At 58.0% G+C, this 20,905-nt stretch carries 23 protein-coding genes; 7 read left to right on the top strand and 16 right to left on the bottom strand.

Features of this window, described 5'->3' with window-relative positions:
* Positions 1-46 precede the first annotated feature (46 nt).
* The 4 genes from BM205_RS08020 (at position 47) to BM205_RS08005 (ending at position 3,265) form a co-directional block, all read left to right on the top strand.
* Positions 47-355: a DUF2917 domain-containing protein gene (locus BM205_RS08020; RefSeq protein ID WP_092413989.1), complete on the top strand. Its 309-nt coding sequence runs from the start codon at positions 47-49 to the stop codon at positions 353-355.
* A 151-nt stretch (positions 356-506) separates the two neighbouring features.
* On the top strand, positions 507-1,181 hold the full coding sequence (gene lipB / locus BM205_RS08015; protein WP_092413988.1) for a lipoyl(octanoyl) transferase LipB: 675 nt from the start codon (positions 507-509) through the stop codon (positions 1,179-1,181).
* A 38-nt stretch (positions 1,182-1,219) separates the two neighbouring features.
* Positions 1,220-2,215: a lipoyl synthase gene (gene lipA, locus BM205_RS08010; protein WP_092413987.1), complete on the top strand. Its 996-nt coding sequence runs from the start codon at positions 1,220-1,222 to the stop codon at positions 2,213-2,215.
* A 423-nt stretch (positions 2,216-2,638) separates the two neighbouring features.
* Positions 2,639-3,265, top strand: a complete 627-nt coding sequence (locus BM205_RS08005; protein WP_092413986.1) for an SH3 domain-containing protein — start codon at positions 2,639-2,641, stop codon at positions 3,263-3,265.
* A gap of 43 nt (positions 3,266-3,308) precedes the next feature.
* Here the strand turns inward: BM205_RS08005 and BM205_RS08000 are convergent, their stop codons facing one another.
* The 8 genes from BM205_RS08000 to pxpB all read right to left on the bottom strand — a co-directional run bounded on the left by BM205_RS08000 (position 3,309) and on the right by pxpB (position 9,810).
* Positions 3,309-3,725, bottom strand: coding sequence for a F0F1 ATP synthase subunit epsilon (locus BM205_RS08000; RefSeq protein ID WP_092413985.1), 417 nt, complete (start codon positions 3,723-3,725; stop codon positions 3,309-3,311).
* Between the two features lie 129 nt (positions 3,726-3,854).
* Complete coding sequence (gene pcp, locus BM205_RS07995; protein ID WP_092413984.1) at positions 3,855-4,517, bottom strand: pyroglutamyl-peptidase I; 663 nt, start codon at positions 4,515-4,517, stop codon at positions 3,855-3,857.
* Between the two features lie 12 nt (positions 4,518-4,529).
* Positions 4,530-5,540, bottom strand: coding sequence for a DUF2891 domain-containing protein (locus BM205_RS07990; protein ID WP_092413983.1), 1,011 nt, complete (start codon positions 5,538-5,540; stop codon positions 4,530-4,532).
* A 9-nt stretch (positions 5,541-5,549) separates the two neighbouring features.
* The gene (locus tag BM205_RS07985) at positions 5,550-6,536 is read right to left on the bottom strand and encodes a DUF979 domain-containing protein (protein WP_092413982.1); all 987 of its coding nucleotides are present in this window, start codon (positions 6,534-6,536) and stop codon (positions 5,550-5,552) included.
* On the bottom strand, positions 6,533-7,252 hold the full coding sequence (locus tag BM205_RS07980; RefSeq protein ID WP_092413981.1) for a DUF969 domain-containing protein: 720 nt from the start codon (positions 7,250-7,252) through the stop codon (positions 6,533-6,535). Before BM205_RS07980 ends, BM205_RS07985 begins: the two co-directional genes overlap by 4 nt.
* 93 nt (positions 7,253-7,345) lie before the next feature.
* Positions 7,346-8,173, bottom strand: a complete 828-nt coding sequence (gene pxpA / locus BM205_RS07975) for a 5-oxoprolinase subunit PxpA (RefSeq protein WP_092413980.1) — start codon at positions 8,171-8,173, stop codon at positions 7,346-7,348.
* A gap of 9 nt (positions 8,174-8,182) precedes the next feature.
* Entirely contained in the window at positions 8,183-9,160 is a 978-nt protein-coding gene (locus BM205_RS07970; RefSeq protein ID WP_092413979.1) for a 5-oxoprolinase subunit C family protein, read from the bottom strand.
* Positions 9,157-9,810, bottom strand: coding sequence for a 5-oxoprolinase subunit PxpB (gene pxpB / locus BM205_RS07965; protein WP_092413978.1), 654 nt, complete (start codon positions 9,808-9,810; stop codon positions 9,157-9,159). Before pxpB ends, BM205_RS07970 begins: the two co-directional genes overlap by 4 nt.
* Positions 9,811-10,171: 361 nt before the next feature.
* On the opposite strand from pxpB, the gene BM205_RS07960 reads away from it, so the two are divergent.
* Positions 10,172-10,684 carry a winged helix DNA-binding protein gene (locus BM205_RS07960; RefSeq protein ID WP_092413977.1) on the top strand — a complete coding sequence of 171 codons (513 nt, stop codon included), beginning with the start codon at positions 10,172-10,174 and terminating at the stop codon, positions 10,682-10,684.
* A gap of 47 nt (positions 10,685-10,731) precedes the next feature.
* Here BM205_RS07960 and BM205_RS07955 read toward each other — a convergent pair whose 3' ends face one another.
* The 7 genes from BM205_RS07955 to BM205_RS07925 all read right to left on the bottom strand — a co-directional run bounded on the left by BM205_RS07955 (position 10,732) and on the right by BM205_RS07925 (position 17,047).
* Positions 10,732-11,262, bottom strand: coding sequence for a TlpA disulfide reductase family protein (locus tag BM205_RS07955; protein WP_092413976.1), 531 nt, complete (start codon positions 11,260-11,262; stop codon positions 10,732-10,734).
* An 86-nt stretch (positions 11,263-11,348) separates the two neighbouring features.
* Complete coding sequence (locus tag BM205_RS07950; RefSeq protein ID WP_092413975.1) at positions 11,349-13,316, bottom strand: M48 family metallopeptidase; 1,968 nt, start codon at positions 13,314-13,316, stop codon at positions 11,349-11,351.
* 48 nt (positions 13,317-13,364) lie between these two features.
* On the bottom strand, positions 13,365-13,955 hold the full coding sequence (locus BM205_RS07945) for a LemA family protein (RefSeq protein WP_170851160.1): 591 nt from the start codon (positions 13,953-13,955) through the stop codon (positions 13,365-13,367).
* Between the two features lie 118 nt (positions 13,956-14,073).
* Complete coding sequence (locus BM205_RS07940) at positions 14,074-14,751, bottom strand: BON domain-containing protein (protein WP_254783795.1); 678 nt, start codon at positions 14,749-14,751, stop codon at positions 14,074-14,076.
* Positions 14,744-15,340, bottom strand: coding sequence for a phosphoheptose isomerase (locus BM205_RS07935; RefSeq protein WP_092414058.1), 597 nt, complete (start codon positions 15,338-15,340; stop codon positions 14,744-14,746). The genes BM205_RS07940 and BM205_RS07935 overlap by 8 nt, the downstream gene beginning before the upstream one ends.
* A gap of 169 nt (positions 15,341-15,509) precedes the next feature.
* Positions 15,510-15,833, bottom strand: a complete 324-nt coding sequence (locus BM205_RS07930) for a YraN family protein (RefSeq protein WP_371326471.1) — start codon at positions 15,831-15,833, stop codon at positions 15,510-15,512.
* A gap of 62 nt (positions 15,834-15,895) precedes the next feature.
* Positions 15,896-17,047, bottom strand: a complete 1,152-nt coding sequence (locus BM205_RS07925; RefSeq protein ID WP_092413973.1) for a penicillin-binding protein activator — start codon at positions 17,045-17,047, stop codon at positions 15,896-15,898.
* A 12-nt stretch (positions 17,048-17,059) separates the two neighbouring features.
* Here BM205_RS07925 and rsmI point away from each other — a divergent pair, with 12 nt between their 5' ends.
* Entirely contained in the window at positions 17,060-17,974 is a 915-nt protein-coding gene (rsmI, locus tag BM205_RS07920; RefSeq protein WP_092413972.1) for a 16S rRNA (cytidine(1402)-2'-O)-methyltransferase, read from the top strand.
* A gap of 252 nt (positions 17,975-18,226) precedes the next feature.
* Positions 18,227-20,128 (top strand): potassium transporter Kup, encoded by a 1,902-nt coding sequence (locus tag BM205_RS07915; RefSeq protein WP_092413971.1) that lies wholly within the window; start codon positions 18,227-18,229, stop codon positions 20,126-20,128.
* Positions 20,129-20,179: 51 nt separating this feature from the next.
* Here BM205_RS07915 and BM205_RS07910 read toward each other — a convergent pair whose 3' ends face one another.
* Positions 20,180-20,860 carry a tRNA (guanine(46)-N(7))-methyltransferase TrmB gene (locus tag BM205_RS07910; protein ID WP_092413970.1) on the bottom strand — a complete coding sequence of 227 codons (681 nt, stop codon included), beginning with the start codon at positions 20,858-20,860 and terminating at the stop codon, positions 20,180-20,182.
* Positions 20,861-20,905: the final 45 nt, after the last annotated feature.

The following is a 20,905-nucleotide window of genomic DNA, read 5'->3' as shown; positions in this document are numbered from 1 at the left end:
TTGTGATGTGGCGTCCAATATACCAGTAGTTTCAAGGAGTGACATCATGAGAAAATTATTAGCTAACGAGTCTTTAACCATAGATGCCGGTACAGCCACATCGGTAACCGCCCCGGTAGCCCAAACCCTGCAAATCACGCAAGGCCGCGTGTGGGTGACCGTAACAGGACACGGCGACGACTACTGGTTGTCTGCGGGGCAATTCCTGAGCGTTGCCGCTGACAGTCATATCGTCATCGAAGCGGTCAAAGGCAAAAGTGTGGTGCAAATTCAACAGCAATCGACTCGTCTGCCGTCGTCGAGCGCACGCGCCGGCTTTAGCAAGCCACTCGGCGCTAGTCCGGCAGCTTGCTGATTTGATATCAGATGTGCACCCGCTGCCGTGACGTGGTCGCAACGTCGCCTTGCTCTCGACATTGCGTTTCCGGGTATCGTCAGGCCGCATTCCGGCCTGACGGCGCGCCCGTTGGCGCACGCCGACCCCCGATTTTCGGTACACTTGCGGTATGTCCAGTGCGCAGCAACTCATTTCCCCAGATCTTCTGCCTAGCCCCCAAATCATTCAGCGTGGCGTAGAACCTTATCAAGTCAGTTTTGACGCGATGCGCGCGTTTACCGATTCCCGTTCCCCCGATACGCCAGACCAGTTGTGGATAGTTGAACATCCGCCGGTGTTTACACTGGGTTTGGGAGCCGATCCGAGCCATGTGCTGGCGCCGCACCAGATTCCGGTGATACAGACCGATCGCGGTGGCGAGGTGACTTATCACGGGCCGGGTCAGGTAGTGATTTACCTGTTGCTGGACTTGCGCCGCCGCCGTCCCGCCGCGCGTCTGTTCGTACGTGAATTCGTGCAGGGTATCGAGCAGGCGGTGATCGACACGCTGGCAGCGTATAATCTGACCGGTGAACGCAAGGCCGGTGCCCCCGGGATTTATGTTGCCGACGGCGCCTGGCAGGGTGCGAAGATCGCTGCTCTTGGCTTGAAAGTAAGAGGCAGCGGCTGCACTTACCACGGTGTGTCGCTCAATGTTGCCATGGATCTGACGCCTTTTTCCTGGATCAATCCATGCGGCTACGAAGGCCTCGCCACAGTCGATATGAAAACACTAGGCGTTGATAGTGCTCTCTCAGAGGTGCAGTTAGCGCTTGCTCACAAATTGATAGACCGTTTTAACTGAGTCCTTTTTCGAGACTCCAGCAAGGAAATGCCCAGACCATGACCACAGAAACCACGCCGTCGCTGCCTGCAGAAGCCACCATCGCCACCGCTAGCTACAATCCATCCGAAAAGCAAAAAGGCGCCAGCAAGACTTCGCGCATTCCAATCAAGATTATCCCGATTGAAGCCCTGAAAAAGCCGGACTGGATACGCGTCAAGGCAGCCTCGCCATCGTCGCGGTTTTATGAAATCAAGGACATCTTGCGCGCCAATAGCCTGGTCACGGTTTGCGAAGAAGCCAGCTGCCCGAATATCGGCGAATGTTTCGGCAAGGGCACGGCCACCTTCATGATCATGGGTGACAAATGCACCCGTCGCTGCCCGTTCTGCGATGTCGGCCACGGCCGCCCGGATCCGCTCGATGTCAACGAGCCGGAAAACCTGGCCAAGACCATCGCCGCGTTGAAATTGAATTACGTCGTCATCACCAGCGTCGACCGCGACGATTTGCGTGACGGCGGTGCCGGCCATTTCGCCGATTGCATCCGCCACGTACGGGCGTTGTCGCCGAATACCCGGATTGAAATCCTGGTGCCCGATTTCCGCGGCCGCATGGATCGCGCGCTGGAAATCCTCAACCTGGCGCCGCCCGATGTGATGAACCACAACCTGGAAACCGCACCACGCCTGTACAAGGAAGCGCGGCCCGGCTCCGATTACGAGTATTCACTGAACCTGCTGAAACGCTTCAAGGCGCTGCATCCGAACACGCCGACCAAATCCGGCATCATGGTCGGCCTCGGCGAAACCGATGAAGAAGTACTGCAAGTCATGCGCGACATGCGCGCCCATGACGTCGACATGCTGACCATCGGCCAGTACCTGATGCCAAGCGGGAATCACCTGCCGGTGCGGCGCTACGTGCATCCTGATGTCTTCAAGATGTATGAGGAAGAAGCCTACAAGATGGGTTTTGCGCACGCCGCCGTGGGCGCCATGGTGCGCAGTTCTTACCATGCCGACCAGCAGGCGCATGATGCTGGCATGGTGTGAGCAATCAGTAGTTGACGAGGCTATTTCCATGGGGTTCGCAGACAGGTTTTCGTCGTACTGAATTCCTGTGGATATAGTCAGGCGTGAACCTTGGTGGTCAGATCAATGGCAGGCGCCTTCATCTCGGCAAGGGTAGTTTTTAAGGTCAGGTTGCCGTTTTCGCCGAAAGCGCGATAAAGCTGAAATCTTCCCCAGGATCGTAGTTTGTCAGCTTTTCTATAGTCATTTCATTCGCTCCATTCAACAGCAAGACGCTTTGCCGTTTTGATGTCTTTTACGCATGATTTCATGCGACTATTCATCTCCGTGCCAAGTAATAGCGTGTATCAATGAACCTGGCATTTCCATTAAGTAATTTTCGATGTATTCTTAACAGCGTTCGCGCAGGGCGCAGTATCGATTGTCAATCCATTGGAGATGGTCATGATTCGCATCCGCTTGTTGCCGTTGATTGCAGTCGCTTGCCTCAGCGTTCCTGTTGTCGCGTTCGCTCAGCAGCAGGCTTTTACCAGTAAAAACGTTAATCTGCGGGCCGGTCCGGCACGCGATTATCCGCTGGTGGCGCAGCTTCGTCCCGGCACTCCGGTATCGGTGGCTGGTTGTATCAACGGTTATACCTGGTGCGATGTATCGCTGCCGGACGGCAATCGGGGTTGGGTGTATGCGCAAAACCTGAACTATCCTTACCAAGGCAATCCGGTACCGGTGATGAGCTACGGCAGCAGCATCGGATTGCCGATCATCGCCTTTACCCTTGGCGCTTATTGGAATCAGAATTATCGCAACCGGCCCTGGTATGGACAGCAGTCGCACTGGGCGCATCGGCCGCACCGGCCGCGTCCTCCGGTAGGTGTGCGGCCGCCGCCAAGGCCACATCCGAAACCGCCGGTAGTCAAGCCAGGCAGGCCGCATCCGCAGCCGGGCTTCGGCGGTGGAAATCGTCCGCCACACGGCGCCAGGCCGCCGGGCGGGAACCGGCCATCAGGTGGCAGGCCCCAGGGTGGCGGTGGCCGGCCATCGAATGGCGGAATTACACTGCAACCGCGTTGATTTGCCGTGAGGTGTCTGGCATTAGCCAGGCGCCTCGATCAGGCTATTTGCCGCGTCGCATCTGCGCCAGCGTGGCGAGTTGTGCAGTCGCTTCCGCTAACTCGGCTTGCGCCAGCGCGTAGTCGATATTCGACGCCAGGTTCTGCAAACGTTCCTCGGCCTGCTGCCTTGCCGCGGTGGCTTTGGCTTCGTCCAGATCCTTGCCGCGGATCGCGGTGTCGGCCAGGATAGTTACCGAGTGCGGCTGGATTTCGGCGTAGCCGCCGGCGACATAAATGAAATCATCTTCGCCCGTCAGCCGTTTGATATGGACCGCGCCTGGCTTCAGGCGAGTCAGTAACGGAGTGTGGCCCGGCAAGATGCCCAGCGAGCCGGCGATGCCCGGCAGGGTGACCAATCCGGCGCTCCCGGCGTACAGCTCGCCTTCCGGGCTTACTACAACGACTTGAGTTTCCGACATACGGGTTCCTGTAACTTGACTGCATCATCGGGCGTTTTTCAACGCCCCCGTTAAACCAATGATACAAGATCGGCTTGCCGAAAATCAGGAAATTAGCGGAATCCGTATGCGCCGGCGCATGTACTTGCTTTAGTGCAGCTGGCCGCCGCCTTCGATCACATCCTGCTGCAACGTCATGGCGCTCTGCAGCGCAATCCGTAAACCCTCGATGACCGTATCCAGCGCCAGGCTGGGTTGGCCCGGATGGCGTGCAGCCTGCGAAGGAATATACGGGATGTGAATGAAGCCGCCGCGGACTTTGGGCGCATGTGTGGCCAGCTGATGCATCAAGCCATAAAACACATGGTTGCAGACAAAGGTGCCGGCGGTTTGTGAAACCTCTGCCGGAACACCGGCAGCGCGCATCGCCTTGACCAGGCCCTTGATCGGCAGCGTCGAAAAATACGCTGCCGGGCCGTCGCTATAAATCGGCTGGTCGACCGGCTGGCGTCCGGCGTTGTCGGCAATCCGTGCGTCGTCGACATTGATGGCCACTCTCTCCACCGACAGCTGGCTGCGGCCGCCGGCCTGGCCGACGCAGATGACCAGTACCGGTTTGAGCTCATCGATCAACTGATCCAGCACCTCCAGCGCCGTGCCGAAAACGCAGGGCAATTGACGTGCTGCCACGCTGGCGCCTTCGCACTGCCAGCCGTCCAGCGCGCGTACGGCTTCCCATGATGGATTGAGCGGTTCTTGTTCGAACGGCTCAAAGCCGGTAAGTAAAATGCTGCGCTGAATTTTCTGAACCATAGGTCACCTGTCTTAGTTTGGCGTTTCCATCGCCATCATGGCAAACGTTGCCAGCCAGTGCTCGCCGGCATATTCGCCGCTAACGACATGCGGCAAGCCGGCCTCGATATGGCGGCGTGCCGCTGCAGTCAGCGTGGCGGTGGCCGGGTCATTTTCCGGGAGACGCCGGGCAATCTTTTTCATGCACCAGGCACGACTTAAATTCAAACCATTCAGATGAGCGATTTTCGGATCGCCATGGTCGCTGACCTCGGCCGGATTCATCAGCCGGTCGATGTCGGCCAGCGCCGGCAAATACTGGGCAAACCAGTCGACGAAGACATCCGCATCGAGCACGTCCGCCATCAGCAAAGCTTCGGTCAGCGCGGCCGACAGGAACTCGTCGCCGCCCGGTTCGTAGTGCGCCGGGTAATTGCTGTCGCCCATGAAGTAACGGCAGGCGGCAGTGACCACGGCGCTTTCCAGTTCGCTGTCCTGGCGATGGCGGGCGAAATCGAGTATCAGTTTCAAGGCAAACGCGCTGTTGTAATGCGTGCCGACCCGAATCGCATAGCTGAGCTTGGCGAAATAGCTGAACACGCGGCTGCGGATTTCAGCCACCAGCGGCTCCATGGCCGCCAGCCAGGTTTTGGCCTTGGGGTGCTGCCAGGTTTCCAACTCCTGGGCCAGCGCCATGATCCAGGCCCAGCCGTATGGGCGTTCAAAAGAAACCCGCCCCGGCGCCTGGAAATACGCCAGTTCCTGCTGCATGTTGGCAACGGTGAAGTGCTCGTCGAACAGCGTCGCGATTTCATTCTGCTGCGGCAACGTCGGATACAGGCGGGCGCAGCGTGCCAGCAGCCAGTAACCATGTACCGCGGAATGCCAGTCGTAGCAGCCGTAGAACACCGGATGCATGGCGCGTGGCGTTTGCGCATCTTGCGGGCCGTTCAAGGCGTGCATGATGTAGTTCGGATATTCGTGGCGTAGCGAGCGCAAAGGCAAGCGCGCAAACGCCGCCACCTGGTCAAGAGTTAGGTGCATGGTGTCTCCTTAGCGGAATGCAATGAAGTACATCAGCAAGACGTTAGCTGTCAGCAGCGTCACGGCCGTGGGAATCTGTATTTTGATTACCTTGTATTTGTCGGTCAACTCCAGCAGCGCAGCCGGCACGATGTTGTAGTTGGCGGCCATCGGTGTCATCAGCGTACCGCAATAACCGGCCAGCATGCCGATGGTAACCAGTGGCGCCGGATCGGCGTGTTGACCGGTGATCAGGAATGGCAACGCAATGCCGGCGGTCATTACCGGGAAGGCGGCGAAGGCGTTACCCATGATCATGGTAAACAAAGCCATGCCGACGCAGTAAATCACGACCAGCATGAAACGATTGTCTGGATTGACGAACAGGGTGACTACTTCTTGTACTGATTTGCCAGTCTGAGCAGCGACGAATACTCCGCCCAGCATCGCCAGCATCTGCGGCAGGATCGCGGCCCAGCCGATGGCGTCGACCAGCCGGCGCGATTCGCGTACCGCCTGCAACGGCGTGCCGCCAGTCAGCTTCCAGCCTGCCAGGATCGCGCAGACGCTGGCTACGCATAGCGCCGCCAGCGTCAATTGTTTCTGGTCGAGCAGATAGACGCCGCCGATCGAAACATTCTTCAGCAGCACCGTGCACAGCACGGTGATCAACGGGATCAACAACGCAGGTAGGAAAATCCAATTGCCGAAACGGTTGGCCGATGCCTGGCGTTCCTCGGCGCTGCGTTGTTTGTATGAACCAGCCGACAGCAGGCCGAAACCGGCGATTAGAGAAATCAACACGACTACGGTGCCAATGACACGGTAGGCCAGCGGTTTGCCGAGCCCGGCTACCAACATGTCGCCAAACAGGAACACCGCGCCAAACAGAAACCAGAACAGCGCCGTGGTCAGGCGTTTCGGATTGCCCCTGTCGCGCAGTGTCATGCCGACCAGCAGCATGACAATGATGCCGACCAGGTAATAGATCTCGTTGATGGTGAGGAGGGTCTTCATGCTGTCACCTCCTGGCCTTCGGTTTTTCTCCAGGCTTCGACATCGCGCCGGATGCTGGCGTCGAGCCGGGTCAAGCGCGTCATGTGAATGACGAGCGCGGCGAGGGCAGTCGGGATAGCCCACAGGCCGAGATGGAGCGGTTCGATATTGGTGATGCCGTTTTCCTTCAGGAAGGCATCCATTAGCAGTACTGCGCCGAAGGCGATGAAAATGTCTTCACCGAAGAACACCGCAATGTTGTCGCAAGCGGCAGCGTGAGCGCGGATTTTGTCGCGGATCGGCACCGGCAGTTCGCCATATTTGGCGACCGCAGCGCCTTCTACCATCGGCGCCAGCAAGGGCCGTACGGTTTGCGCCTGGCCTCCGATGTAGGTGAGGCCGAGCGCGCCCAGGAATTGGCGCAACACGAAATACAGCATCAGGATGCGCGCTGAGGTGGCGTTGGCCAAGCTCGCAATCCAATCCTGCGCCCGTTCTTTCAAGCCATAGCTTTCGAGCAGGCCGATCACCGGCAAGATCAGCAGAAAGGTCGCCAGCGAACGGCTGTTGACGAACTTTTCACCAAAGGTTTCCAGCAAAGTCCCGATATCCATGCCTACCGACAGACCGGTCGCAAGACCCGCGACGGTCACGACCAGCAAAGGATTGAATTTCAAGGCAAAGCCTGCCACCACAATCGGTATGCCGATCAGCGGCAATAGTTCTGTTACGGTCATTGCTATCTCCTAATGTTGAGGCGTTCGTTGTTGCGTCGCCGGTTCTGTTGACTTCCTGGTGTTGATTTTTTTGTTTTGTCTTTGTTTTGTCTTTTAGCCCAGCAACGGAAACAGGCTGTCTGCACTGGCTATCCGGGGCGCGCGGATGGCGATGTCCTGCTGCTTCAGCTCGTCATGGATGCGATGCGCAAACGCCAGCGCATGCGCACCGTCGCCGTGCAGGCACACCGTATCCGCCGTGACCGGCGCCCAGCTGCCGTCTGTCGCATGGACTTTGCCGTCACGGATCATATGCATGGTTTGTGCCAACGCCTGCTCTTCGTCTTCGATCAAGGCGCCTGGCGTGCCGCGTTTGACCAGGCTGCCGTCCGCCATGTAGCCGCGGTCGGCAAACACTTCTTCCACTGCCTGCAAGCCGGCGCGATGGGCGGCGGCGATCAGCTCGCTGCCAGCCAGGCCGAACAAGGCCAGCGCCGGATCGACGTCGCGGATCGCGGCGACGATGGTGTCGGCCAGTGCGGCATCGCGCGCTGCCATGTTATACAGCGCGCCGTGCGGCTTGACGTGCGCCAGCTGCACACCATGGGCGCCGGCGATCGCCGCCAACGCACCGATTTGATACTGCACGCCGCTGTAGATTTCGTTGGCCGGAAGCTGCATTTCGGTGCGGCCGAAATTGTCGCGATCGGGAAAACTCGGATGGGCGCCGATGGCGACTCCTTGCGCCACCGCCCAGGTTACGCATTGCTGCATCATCAAGGCGCTGCCGGCGTGCCAGCCGCAAGCGATGTTGGCCGAGCTGACCAGCGCCAGCAATGCTTCGTCGCTACCGTCGCTCTGTTCACCGAGGTCGGCGTTGAGGTCGACCTGATGGTGTCGCTTTCCGTGTCGTTGATCTTGTCGTTTATCTTTCGTGGGCATGGTCTGCTCCTATTTGGCCGGCCGCAACCAGTGCATCGCGGTTTCGATTTGCTGTAGGTATGCCGCTTCCTGGCGCAATTCCTCGCGCGCCTGGTCGGCGTCGCATTCGACAAACTGTATGGTCCGATTGAAGCGCAACTGCGCCAGTTTGGCCAAATCGGCGCCGATCACGACGCCTATTTTTGGATAGCCGCCGGTGGTTTGGGCGTCCGCCATCAGGACGATAGGCTGGCCGGCAGGCGGCACCTGGATTACGCCCGGCAGTACGCCATGGGACAGCAGGTCGTTGCCTTTCTTGATCTTGAGCTCCGGTCCGCTCAGGCGAAAGCCCATGCGATTGCTCTGCGGCGTCAAGGTCCAGCTGCTGTTCCAGAAAGTTTTTTGTGCGGCCACTGTGAACATGTCATATTCGGGTCCGGGTATGACGCGGATCGCCAGTGTTTCGGTATCGTCGGCCTGGTACCAGGCTGGCGGGCGTACACCGAAAGACGCCGCGGTATGCAGCGCCGCGGCGGGGTTGTTCAGTGCGCCGGCAGACAGGCCGTCGCCTTCAGTCAAGGCACGGCCGCCATGGCCGCCAAAGCCGGCCTGCAGATCGGTGGCGCGCGAACCTAGCTGGGTCGCGGAATTGATGCCACCGGCGACTGCGAGGTAAGCGCGCATCCCGTGGCGGGCAGCTTCCAGCGTCAGAATTTGTCCTGCACGCACGCGTACGCTCCACCATGACGGCAGTGCGCGGCCATCCAGCGTTGCCGCGAAATCGGCGCCGCCCAGGGCGATGCGGCAGTCGAACGTGAATTCAAGCTGGCACGGGCCAAGCGTGAATTCGATGGCGGCAGCGTCGCGCGGATTGCCTACCAGCAGATTGGCGATGGCGAGTGCGGTGCGGTCCAGCGCTCCGGATTGGCAGATGCCGAGATGGCGCAAACCGCTGCGGCCCATGTCCTGGACCGAATTGATGCGTCCGGCGCGAAGGATCTTGATCATGCAATCACCTCGCTGGCGACGAAACGTACGCGGTCACCCGGTTGCAGTATGGTAGGAGGATTGGCAGCAGGATCGAACAATTGCAGCGCACTATGGCCGATGAGTTGCCAGCCACCGGGCGAGGCGGCCGGATAGATCCCGGTCTGGCTACCGCCAATGCCGACCGAGCCGGCAGGTACCACCAGCCGCGGTTCGCTGCGGCGCGGGGTGGCCAATTGCGGGTCGAGCCCGCCGAGGTAAGGAAAACCCGGCTGGAAGCCGATGAAATAGACAATATATTCAGCTGCCGTATGGCGTTTGACGATCTCCGCCGGCGTCAAGCCGGTGTGTCGCGCGACTTCTTCCATGTCGGGGCCGCTGGCGCCGCCATAGACCACCGGGATGTCGATTTTTCTTCCAGTCTTCTGGCTGATCGAGGCGGCGTCCCATGCATTTTGGAGTTTCTCCGCCAGTTGCCCGGCGTCGGCCGCTAGCGGATCGAACAGGATAGTCAGGTTATTCATGCCCGGGACGACGTCGCGTACGTGCGGCCAATGCGAGGCTTTGGCAGCGATGGCCCACAAGCGTTGTTGGCATTCCAGGGTAGCGTTGGCCCCTGCATTCAATATCAGGGCGCTTTCACCAAGGACTTGTATGACGGCTTGGGTCATGACGGCTGGCTTCCTTCGTCAGAATAGTCGGCAGTTGCGGCGCAGAGGGTAACACCGCAGGGCGGCGCATGGCTCTGTCCCCGACTGCTGGGACAACACGTTGAATTGCAAAGAAAATGGCGGAATAAGTTAGCAACAGTGTTAGCTGCCGTCGCAGCGTGCTGAATTAGTCTACCCCCAACAAGCTTACTCTTTATCACCAGAGCTTAATTAAGGGGCAATATCGTTCATCAAAAATAAAATGTCAATAATTTGTGTGTAAATAGTTTATGTTGTTGCAGAAACGCAGGCATAAATTCGCTCTGGTTTTTAGCGAAACTAGTTGTATGATTAATTTTTCTTGGCGTTTTGTAGGAAATGTATGAACGTTGCTGCCCCTAAAATCCTGTCTTCGGCCCATCTGGCTTCGGAAAGCAGTGTCGAACTGTCCGAGCTGGAATACGCATTGATCATTGCCGGCAATGCGTTCAATCGCTGGATGGCGCGGTGCATGTCGGCTGCCGGTGTCAAGGATATGACGCCGGTCGAGGTTTCTTTGTTGCATCATGTTTGTCATCGTGAACGCAAAAAGAGCCTGGCGGACATTTGCTTCGTACTGAATATCGAAGATACGCATATTGCCAGTTACGCATTGAAGAAACTGGTGAAAGCCGGCTATATAAAAAGCGAAAAAGTAGGCAAGGAGGCGCATTTTTCCGCGACTGAGAACGGCTACGCGCTGTGCCTCAAATATCGCGAGATGCGCGAAGAGTGTTTGATTACGGTGCTGTCCGATACCGGTTTGTCGAACCAGGCGTTGGGCGATGCGGCGAAACTGTTACGGACCGCCTCCGGCTTGTATGACACGGCTTCGCGTGCCGCGACATCGAGATAGATTTGATTTCTACAGGCATGAAAAAAGGCGCTTGATGCGCCTTTTTTTTATGCTGCTGCCAGTGCTTTATCGAGCAGGGCGTGCAACTCTTCAAACTTGGGTGCGCCAACGTAGCGCTTGATGATGTTGCCTTGCTTGTCGATGACAAAGGTGGTCGGTGTCAGCTTGACGTCGCCAAAGGAATTGGCCATCTTGCTTTGCGTGTCCAGCGTTACCTGGAACGGCAAGCTGCGGGTTTGCACAAAATTCAACACGTAGTTAGGCGGGTCGTAGCTCATTGCCACGGCGACGTAGTCGAGACCCTTGTCCTTGTACATGTTGTAGGTTTGCACCATTTGCGGCATCTCGGCGACACAGGTGGTGCAGCTGGTGGCCCAGAAGTTCACCATCACCACTTTGCCGCGCAAGCTCTTCAGCGATACCTGTTCACCCTTGAGGTTGGTAAACGAGACATCGGGCGCGGCATGCGTGTTTGACATCGACATATAGCCAGCCACGGCTAACGCTACCACCGCTACGGCCGCCGCGGCCTTGATCCAAAGCCGTTTACCGGCGGTATTTTCAACTTGAGCTTGCATGACGGCATCCAATACGGGAAACCCCGAGAATGCTCATTATAACGATCTGTTCGAGGGCCTGCCGAAAGCAGCAGAATTATTGTTAATTAATTATCGAATTGCCACGGATAGGCGTGATAAGTGGCGGCGACCGCCGGCGGGATCGGGGCTTCGATGCCGGCGCAAATTGCGCGCAGGATGTCGGCGCTGGCAATCGGCAATTCAGCGCCGTTGTCGGCGACGGCAAGTAAAGCTTTGATCAATTGCGGTTTGGCCAGCGGCGCCAGTTGATTGGCGTGGTCCAGGGCCAGCCTCACTTGCGGGAAGCCGAGGCTGGCGCCGTCGCAATAGTCCCGGGCTGCGAGCTTGAGTTCCGGGCAAAGCTGCGCACCGCGCAGGAAAGCAGCCATGCGCGCAGCGACGGCGTCGCCACGACTCGTCGATATCGCCACATGCGCTACCAGCGAAAGCAATACGGCGACCTCGCTGTTCAGTTCGGACAGGCGATTGTATTTGATCGGCACCAGACGTCCGGCGCGCGCTGCCAGGCGGCGCGTTAATATGGTCTGCACCACAAATTCTGCTAGCGTGATGCGGCTGTCGGCGGCGATCAGCTGGTCTGCCAGCGCCAGCATCTTGTCGCGTTCAGGTTGCGCCAGCTGACGCAATGCCGGTGTCGCCAGATCGACCAAAGGCAGCCTGGCGCTCAGCGGCAACTGCCTGATCGACTCGGCCAGGAAAGTGGCCAAGGCGGCTTGCTGTGGCGCTTCTTTTTTGAGCATGGAGAGTTGTACATCGCGCTCTGCGCCCGCTTCGCCCAACAACAAGGCATAGACCACAGCGCACGCCGCGACAGGGTCGTGCACCGCGTTTTCGAGCTGTGGTGAAAGCGGCGATCTGCCGCTGCTATTGCCGAACTCAAGCGACGGCGTCGACAATCCGCCCGCTATCGGTGAGGACACCGGCGCAGCCGTGGCGCCCGCGAAACCGGCAGTGACGAATGGCAGATCGGGCATGCGTTCAACGCTCGCTGCATACGGCACTGCCAATTCAGGTGCATCGAGCGGCGTCATGTTACGGCCGTAGATGCGCTTCAAACGCTCTGCCAGCGGCGGGTGCGTGGCAAACCAGCCATCCAGCAAATTGGGGCGGACGCTGCCGAGGAACAGATGCGAGAGTTGTTCCGCTTTAGGATGATTGATTTGCGAGCCGATTTTTTTGCCGTCGGTGAGGCCGCCGATTTTGCGCAGGGCGCCGCCAATGCCTTCGGGATTACGTGTGAACTGGACGGCACTGGCGTCGGCCAGGAATTCACGCTGGCGCGACACCGCGGATTTGATCAGGCGGCCAAAGAATATGCCGATGTAGCCAACCGCGAACAGCACCAGGCCGGCCACGAACAGCACCAGTTGCCAAGGAGGCCCCTTGTCATCGCGCCCACCCCAGTAGCGACCGGCGTTCATTAGCTGCTGGCCGAAGCCTGCGATCATCTGGATACCGAACAAGACGCCGATCAGATGGATGTTCAAGCGCATGTCGCCATTCAGGATATGGCTGAACTCATGGCCGACCACGCCCTGCAATTCGTCGCGCGTGAGCCGGTTCAGGGTGCCGCGCGTGACGGCGACTACGGCTTCATTCGGGTTGTAGCCGGCGGCAAAGGCATTGATCGCATCCTCACGTTCCAGCAGGTAGACCTTGGGACACGCAATACCGGAAGCCAGCGCCATTTCTTCCACTACGTTCAACAGCCGCCGCTCTTGCAAATCGCCACTGGATGGCGAAACTATGCGGCCGCCGGCCATTAGCGCGACGGCATCGCCGCCATCGCGCAGGTTGAAGGTCTGGATCAGGGTGCCGCCGACGATCAGAAGCAGCGTGATCAAGGTATTGACCGCGAAAAAACCTTTGGGATACTGGCGCAGGAAGCCGTGGTGGCTGCCGAACTTGAAGGTCCATACCAGCGCCATCGCCAGATTCACGGCGACCACGATCGCGATCACCGCCAGCACGAACAGGAGCACCAGCTTCCTGGTTTCCTGCCGCGCCTGATGCTGCTGTTCAAAGAAAGTCATGCGTGCCGGTTCAGTTCAAGACGGATTGCGAGCTGAATCCGAACTTGCTCAAAACGTGACCTTGACTGCCTTGCGCTCTTCCGGCGCTTCGGTCGCCTGCAATAATTCTGCCGGCTTGAAAGCAAACATGTTGGCGAATATCGACCCCGGGAATTGCTCGATAGCGGTGTTGTATTCCATCACGCTGTCGTTATAGGCCTGGCGTGAGAAGCCGATTTTATTTTCTGTGCCGGTCAACTCTTCGGTGAGTTGCATCATGTTTTGATTAGCCTTCAGATCGGGGTAGGCTTCCGACAAGGCAAACAGTTTTCCGAGGCTGGCGCTGAGAGCGCCTTCGCTGGCCGCCATTTGCTGCACAGCTGCGGCATCGGTAGCGTTGCCGCCGACCTTGGCATTGGCGCTGACGGCCTGGTTGCGCGCCGAGATCACCGCTTCCAGCGTTTCGCGCTCATGCTTCATGTAACCCTTGGCGGTTTCCACCAGGTTCGGAATCAGGTCATAGCGGCGTTTCAGTTGCACGTCGATCTGGGCGAACGCGTTCTTGAAGCGATTGCGGAAACTCACCAGTCGGTTATAAATACCGACCACCCAAAATACGATGCCAAGCACAATTGCCAGAAAAATGATGAAACCGATCATTGTTTTCCCCAAAAAAAAGCCGCCGGACAATTTGTCCAGCGGCAACGTTATATGACAAGAAGCGGAAAAGCAAGCCGCTTCACAAGCCGGCCCGCTCCGCTGTTTCACGGCAATCGTTTTATTTGGCGCTATCCTTGGCGCTTTCCCGTGGCGCCGATGACATTTGCGTCAATTCGTCTTCGGTGATGTATTCAAACACCTTGACTACTTTTTGCACACCGCTGACACCCGCGGCGATTTCACCGGCACGTTTGCCTTCCCGTTCGGTGACGCGTCCCATCAGGTAAACATTGCCGCGTTCAGTCACGACCTTGATCGAGTTGCCGAACACATCCTTGGCATCCACCAGCGAGGCGATGACTTTACTGGTGATGAACGTATCATTGGAGCGTGCGGAGAAAGTCGACGGTGCGCCGATTGCCAGTTCATTGACCACGGAATGCACGTTTTCGATGGATTGCGCTTCGCGTTCCGCCGCGGCCTTGGCCGCATCGTCACGTACTTCGCCGGTCAGCAATACCTTGCGGTTGTAGCTGGTGATGTTGACATGGCCATCCTGGCCGACGACGCCCGGCATCCGTGTCTCGGCTTTGACGATGATGGACTTGTCTTCAGTCTGCGCACCCAGCGTGCGGCGATCCGTCGCGGCAAAGCCGCTGGCGACAGCAGCGCCGCCCAGCGCTACCGCTACGCAACCTTGCAAACCAATTACTATCGTGCCGCACAATGCTACTGTAGCCAGCGGACGTTGCCAGTTGCTCCAACCTGCCTGCCACCGGTTTTGCCGATCAATCATTCGCATCTCCTCCAAATAAAGCGACATCGATGCCGTCGCATAAGCAGTGAATCGTTAGCAGATGGACTTCCTGGATGCGCGCGGTACGGTCATGCGGCACACAGATATGCACATCTGCTTCAGTCAGTTTCTTGCCGATGGCGCCGCCGCCTTTGCCGGTCATGGCAACGACGCGCATGTCGCGCTCCAGCGCGACATCGATGGCGGCAAGCACGTTGGCTGAATTGCCCGACGTCGAGAACGCCAACAGTACATCACCGGCTTGTCCAAACGCTTGTACCTGTTTGGAAAAGATTTCGTTGTAACTGTAGTCGTTGCCGATCGCCGTGATAATCGAGGTATCGGTAGTCAGCGCCAATGCGGGCAACGGCAGGCGTTCACGTTCAAAGCGTCCTACCAGTTCAGCCGCAAAATGCTGGCAGTCGGCAGCAGAACCGCCGTTGCCGCAGGCAAGAATCTTGTTGCCATTGGACAGCGCAGAGAACATAAGTTCAACTGCGTTGGCAATCGGCCCTGCCAAAACCTCTGCTGCGCGGGCCTTGAGTTCGGCACTTTCGTTGAAATGCGCCAGGATGCGTTGATTTATCATGATGTCGGTATGGAGTGTGAAATGCTGCACTTCAGCCTATTGAGCGATATAGGTTTGATTGGCAGAATTGTTTTCTGATTGATAAGTGTATCGGAATTCTTGCTGTGACTAGTGCGGTTACCATGGTGACCGGATTATAGCGGCGTTGCCGTCGCGGCCGGTAGATCAATCAAGCCTCGAAAGCTTGCCTGATCCATTCGATGGCTTCGTCCTCAATGGCAATCACGTCGAAACGACAGGCCGGCAGATCGGCATAACGCTGCAGGAAGACCTGGGCGGCAATGATGAGTTTGGCTTGTTTGCCGCGCGTTACGCTAGCCGCGGCGCCGCCGTAGCGTTGGCTGCTGCGCTGTCTGACTTCGACAAAAACCAGCAGGTTCAAAGCCGGCTCGGCCAGGATTAAATCGATTTCGCCGCCTTTGCAACGAAAATTCCTTTCGACCAGCTTCAAGCCGCGTTGCTGTAAATAAGCCAGCGCGCGGTCTTCCGCCATCTGGCCGCTGACCTGGCGCGGCGATTGCACTTTCAGGAATTTGATCACGGCGCCAGGCGGAATCAGGGAGCGCCGAGCGGCATGACTATGCCATTTTGGTAGGTAGCGGCCGGCTCTATGCGCTCAAAGCGCGGTGTGCCTGCGCCAAAACTGATATTCAGCTGGCCGGTCACGCCATCGATCTGGAACACGGTATTGCGCGCGGCGATTTCGTGGGCGATGCGAAAAGCATCGATGCCCAGCGCATATAGGCGCTCCAGATCGGCATTGGGGCGCTGGTCGGCGGCCACCGGCTGGTGCGGATATGCCATGACGGCGGGGTGGTCGGGTTCTACCTGCCAGGGAATATCTAGCAGCCGCACGCCGTTAAGTTCAGGGATTTGATGTTCCGGATTATTATCGTTGGAGATCAGCGGATTCATTTGGGAAATACCGAAGATAGGCGTGTCCTCGCCAATCGCGCTGCGTATCTGCTTGGTCTGGTCGGCGTTCAGCGCGGCAAACAGCAAACGCGGCTTTTCACTTTGTATGCGTTGCTGCAATTGTGTCAGTGCGCCGGCGTTGAAGGTGCCGTCTTCCATGCTTAACGTCATCAGGTTGGCGTGCAGTCCGCTGCCTTGCACTTGCTGCATGAAGGCGTTGGCGACGCGCTTTTGCCAGGCTGCATTGGTGCTCAGGACAAATACCGTGCCAGGCGAGTAGTCGGAGCCGACCCAACTGCCGACTTGTCGCGCTTCGGCTTCAATCGACAAGCCGATAGGCAGCAACTGCGCCGGCAGGGCCATTTCTTTGCTGGCGGCAAAATCCGGCTGGGTCAGGGCAATCGTTGGTTTTTCCACTTTGCCGCTCTGGATGATGGCGGTCAGACCTGTGCGCGACAGCGGGCCGACCAGGATATCGTACTTTTTACTGGCAGTGAGATAGGCGGCCAGCATGTCGCCAGGCGTATCGGCGGCTTCGATCACGGTGACGGCCAAACCGCTCTTGTCGCGTTCGTAAGCATTTAAAAATCCTCCGCGCACGGCATCGGCGGCGGCCCCCAGCGGGCCAGAGCGCAAGGGCAGCAACAGGGCGATGCTAGCCAGCGGGATCGTATCGGCGCCGCCATCCAGGCTGGCCGATCCGGCTGTGGTTGTGTTCGCCAGCGCAGGCGGGCACAATCCGTTCAACAGGATACCCGCCACTAGCGTTAGCTTGGCCCATTTATATAACATTCATAACTCCCAATGACTCATCAATCTGCCCGCAACCTCATCAACCCAGCGATTTTGGATGAGGTCGCGCAGCAAGCGTATCCCGCTTCCACATTATATGTGTTGGCCACACCGATCGGAAATGTCTGCGATATCAGCCTGCGGGCCTTGCACGTATTGTCCCTGGTCGATGCAGTGGCATGCGAGGACACCCGGAATACCGCCCATTTGCTGAATCGCTATGGTTTATCCAAGCCTCTGGTGGCGGCGCACGAGCATAACGAACGGGAAGTCGCCGACAAGATCGTCGCGCGCTTGCAGGCTGGCGAGCGCATCGCGCTGGTGTCCGATGCGGGCACGCCTGCAGTGTCGGACCCTGGCGCGCGGATTGTCGACGCCGTGCTGCGCGCCGGTTTGCGCGCCTTGCCGTTGCCTGGGCCATCGGCGGCGGTGACCGCGTTGTCGGTCAGCGGCCTGGTGAACGATCAGTTTCAGTTCGTTGGATTCTTGCCGAGCAAGGCACGGCAGCGCGAGATCGTGCTGGCCGGCTTGGCGGGCGCCACTGCTACATTGGTGTTGTATGAGGCGCCGCATCGGATCTTGGAAACCGTCGATGCCTTGTTGCAGGCCTTCGGGGCCAGCCGCCAAATCGTGCTGGCGCGCGAGTTGACCAAATTGTTCGAGAGCGTGCATCGTTGCCCATTGGGCGAAGCGCCGGCCTGGTTGGCGGCCGACGGCAATCGGCAAAAGGGCGAGTTCGTGTTGCTGATCGAAGCCGCGCCGGTGGCGCTCGACGACAGCGCTGAAGGGGAACGGGTGTTGCAGATATTGTTGGCGGAGTTGTCGATCAAGCAAGCCTCAGCCTTGGCGGCGCAAATTACCGGGCAAAAGAAAAATGCCCTGTACGAACGAGCGTTGGCATTAAAAAACACTGAAGGCACTGAGTAGGGTAGGTATGATAATCTTTTGTCATCGGTAAGTATTGTCATGAACGCCTGAACTTACTCATGAATAGGCACAAATTGCGGCGCGCAGCGATGTATTTTAGCAACGGCAGTAACATTCCCGATTAGTTCCGGCCTGGGGTTCGATAGTAAAATCCGCCTCCTTGTGCAATGCGGTAAAAGATTCAGGCAGTTATCAAATTGAAGTAAGTGGGCCATGTATGCCAGACTTGCCCTTACCAATAAGAGAGAGAACATGAGTAACACGCAAACCAGCAACAGCCCCGGATTCAAGTCATCCCGTCTACACATCATTACGCTGGCTGCGTTAGGCATCGTGTTCGGCGATATCGGCACCAGCCCGCTGTACGCGTTGAAGGAGTGTTTTAGCGCGGAGCACGGCATTCCGTTTACGCCGGCGGCGGTGCTGGGGATTATCTCGATGCTGTTCTGGGCGATCACCATCGTGGTCTCGCTGAAGTACGTACTGTTCGTGATGCGCGCCGATAATAACGGCGAAGGCGGGGTACTGGCCTTGATGGCTTTGTCCCTGCGTACCGCAAAAGCCGGTTCAAGACGGGCCAAGGTGTTAATGATGCTGGGCGTATTCGGGGCTTGCATGTTTTATGGCGACGTCGTGATTACTCCGGCAATCTCAGTGTTGTCCGCGGTTGAGGGGCTGGAAATCGCCACGCCGGGACTATCGCGATATGTGTTGCCGTTGTCACTGGTGATCCTGATTGCCTTGTTCCTGATCCAGAAACACGGCACAACGGTGGTGGGAAAATTATTCGGCCCGGTGATGTTCGTCTGGTTCCTGTCGCTGGGCGTACTAGGCGTCTACAACGTCATCAAAGCACCGGAGATCCTGGTAGCGATCAATCCTTATTATGCTTTCGCATTCATGCAACAACATGCCCTGCAGGCTTTCGTCGTGCTGGGTTCGGTAGTGCTGGTGCTGACCGGCGCCGAGGCACTGTATGCTGACATGGGACATTTCGGCATCCGGCCTATCCGCTTTGCCTGGTTGTTTACCGTCATGCCTTGCCTGATGTTGAATTATTTCGGCCAGGGCGCAAACCTGCTGACCAATCCGAGTGCGATCCAGAATCCGTTTTACCTGATGGTGCCGGACGCCTTGCTGCTGCCCATGGTGCTCCTGGCGACCGCCGCCACCGTGATCGCATCGCAAGCCGTGATCTCGGGTGCGTTCTCGTTGACCAGCCAGGCCATCTTGCTGGGCTTCGTACCGCGCATGCGGATTCTGCATACTTCCGAAGATGAACGCGGCCAGATCTACGTGCCGGTGATCAATTGGATGTTGCTGATACTGGTGGTGGCAGTAGTCCTGGCCTTCAAGAAATCCGACAACCTGGCCGCGGCCTACGGTGTTGCCGTGACTACCACCATGCTGATCACGACCGTGCTGGCAGCGGTGGTCATGCGTACCGTATGGAAGTGGAATCCGTTCCTGGTGGCGTTGGTCATCAGCGCCTTCTTCATTGTCGATTTCGCCTTCTTCGCCGCCAACCTGCTGAAGATTGTCGACGGCGGCTGGTTCCCGCTACTGCTCGGCGGTTTTGCCTTCTTCCTGTTGATGACCTGGTACTCCGGCCGCATGCTGCTGCGTGAGCGCAGCAAGGACGAGGGTATTCCGCTGGAGCCTTTCATTGAAGGCCTTCTGGCGCATCCGCCGCATCGGGTCGAAGGTACTGCCGTGTTCATGACCGGCAATAAGACGACAGTACCGGTGGCGTTGTTGCACAACCTTAAGCACAACCGCATCCTGCACAAGCGCGTGTTTTTCATGAAGATCAGTATCTGGGACGTGCCTTTCGTTGAAGACAGCAAGCGTTTAACCTTGAAGGAATTGGGTAGCGATGTGTATGTGCTGCGCGCGGCTTTCGGCTTCAAGGAAGCGCCCGACGTACAGACTGTGATGGCATTGACGACCGCGCAGTTCGGCCTTGAGTTCGACGTGATGGATACGTCGTTCTTCCTGGCGCGCGACACCGTGATACCGAGCAAGATCCCCGGCATGCGGTTATGGCGTGAAAAGCTCTTTGCCTGGATGTATCAGAATGCCGCCAAGCCTTCTGACTTTTTCCATATCCCGGTGAATCGGGTGGTTGAACTGGGTACCAAGGTCGAAATTTAAATTATCCGGAATATCCCCGCAGACCGTTCTGGTTTGCGGGCTTCCTGGAATTCATGGCTGGCTGAGGTTGACCTGGCAGCGCCACAAATGATGGCCGGAAGCCAGGTATTTACTCTCAAACGGGGTAATCGGCAGTGTCGGCCGATACGCTTCGCAGCCAACGTCCTTGCCACTTAGCTGGCCCAGGGCGCTGGCGCATTCCTCAACATAGATCTGCCAGTTGCTACGGCATTCCAGAATTCCCCCGAGGGCGACGATATCCGGAAACACCGGATGGCCATGCCAGCGGCGGCTCAGCTGGCCAATCTTCGGCCACGGATTCGGATACAGTAAATAGTGTCGTGCCGGGAAAATCCGGGCAGCCAGCAGCAGCCGCCAGTAATCCACCAGATCGGCACGAATCCGCAGGAAGTTGTCCGGCAGCGGCGTCGCGCCCGGCCATAGCGTGTTACGGCCAACCCGGTCTGCAGACTGATCGACTCCAATCACGAAATGATCGGGGTACTGCGCTGCCAGGTGCATGGTCGACAAGCCAACGCCACAACCCGCATCCAAAATCAAAGGCAGGCTGCCGGCGGTGCGCCAGGCGGCAATGCTGTCGTCAAAAGCGCGCTGGTTATAAGCGCTGACCGGTTTTTGAAAAGTGTGCGCCGCATGTTTGGCTACGGTCGCTGCAAGCTGGTCATGAACGCCGCTTTGGGCACTGTGAATCGGGCTGGAATTGGCGTACATGGGGAAGACGTGGGAAATGCGCCGCAAGCGAAGCTACGGCAACAA

Source organism: Collimonas sp. OK307 (assembly GCF_900113705.1).
Taxonomy (GTDB): Bacteria; Pseudomonadota; Gammaproteobacteria; order Burkholderiales; family Burkholderiaceae_D; genus Collimonas.
The sequence above is the reverse complement of the archived record's forward strand: the minus strand, read 5'-3'. Positions and strand labels throughout refer to the sequence as shown.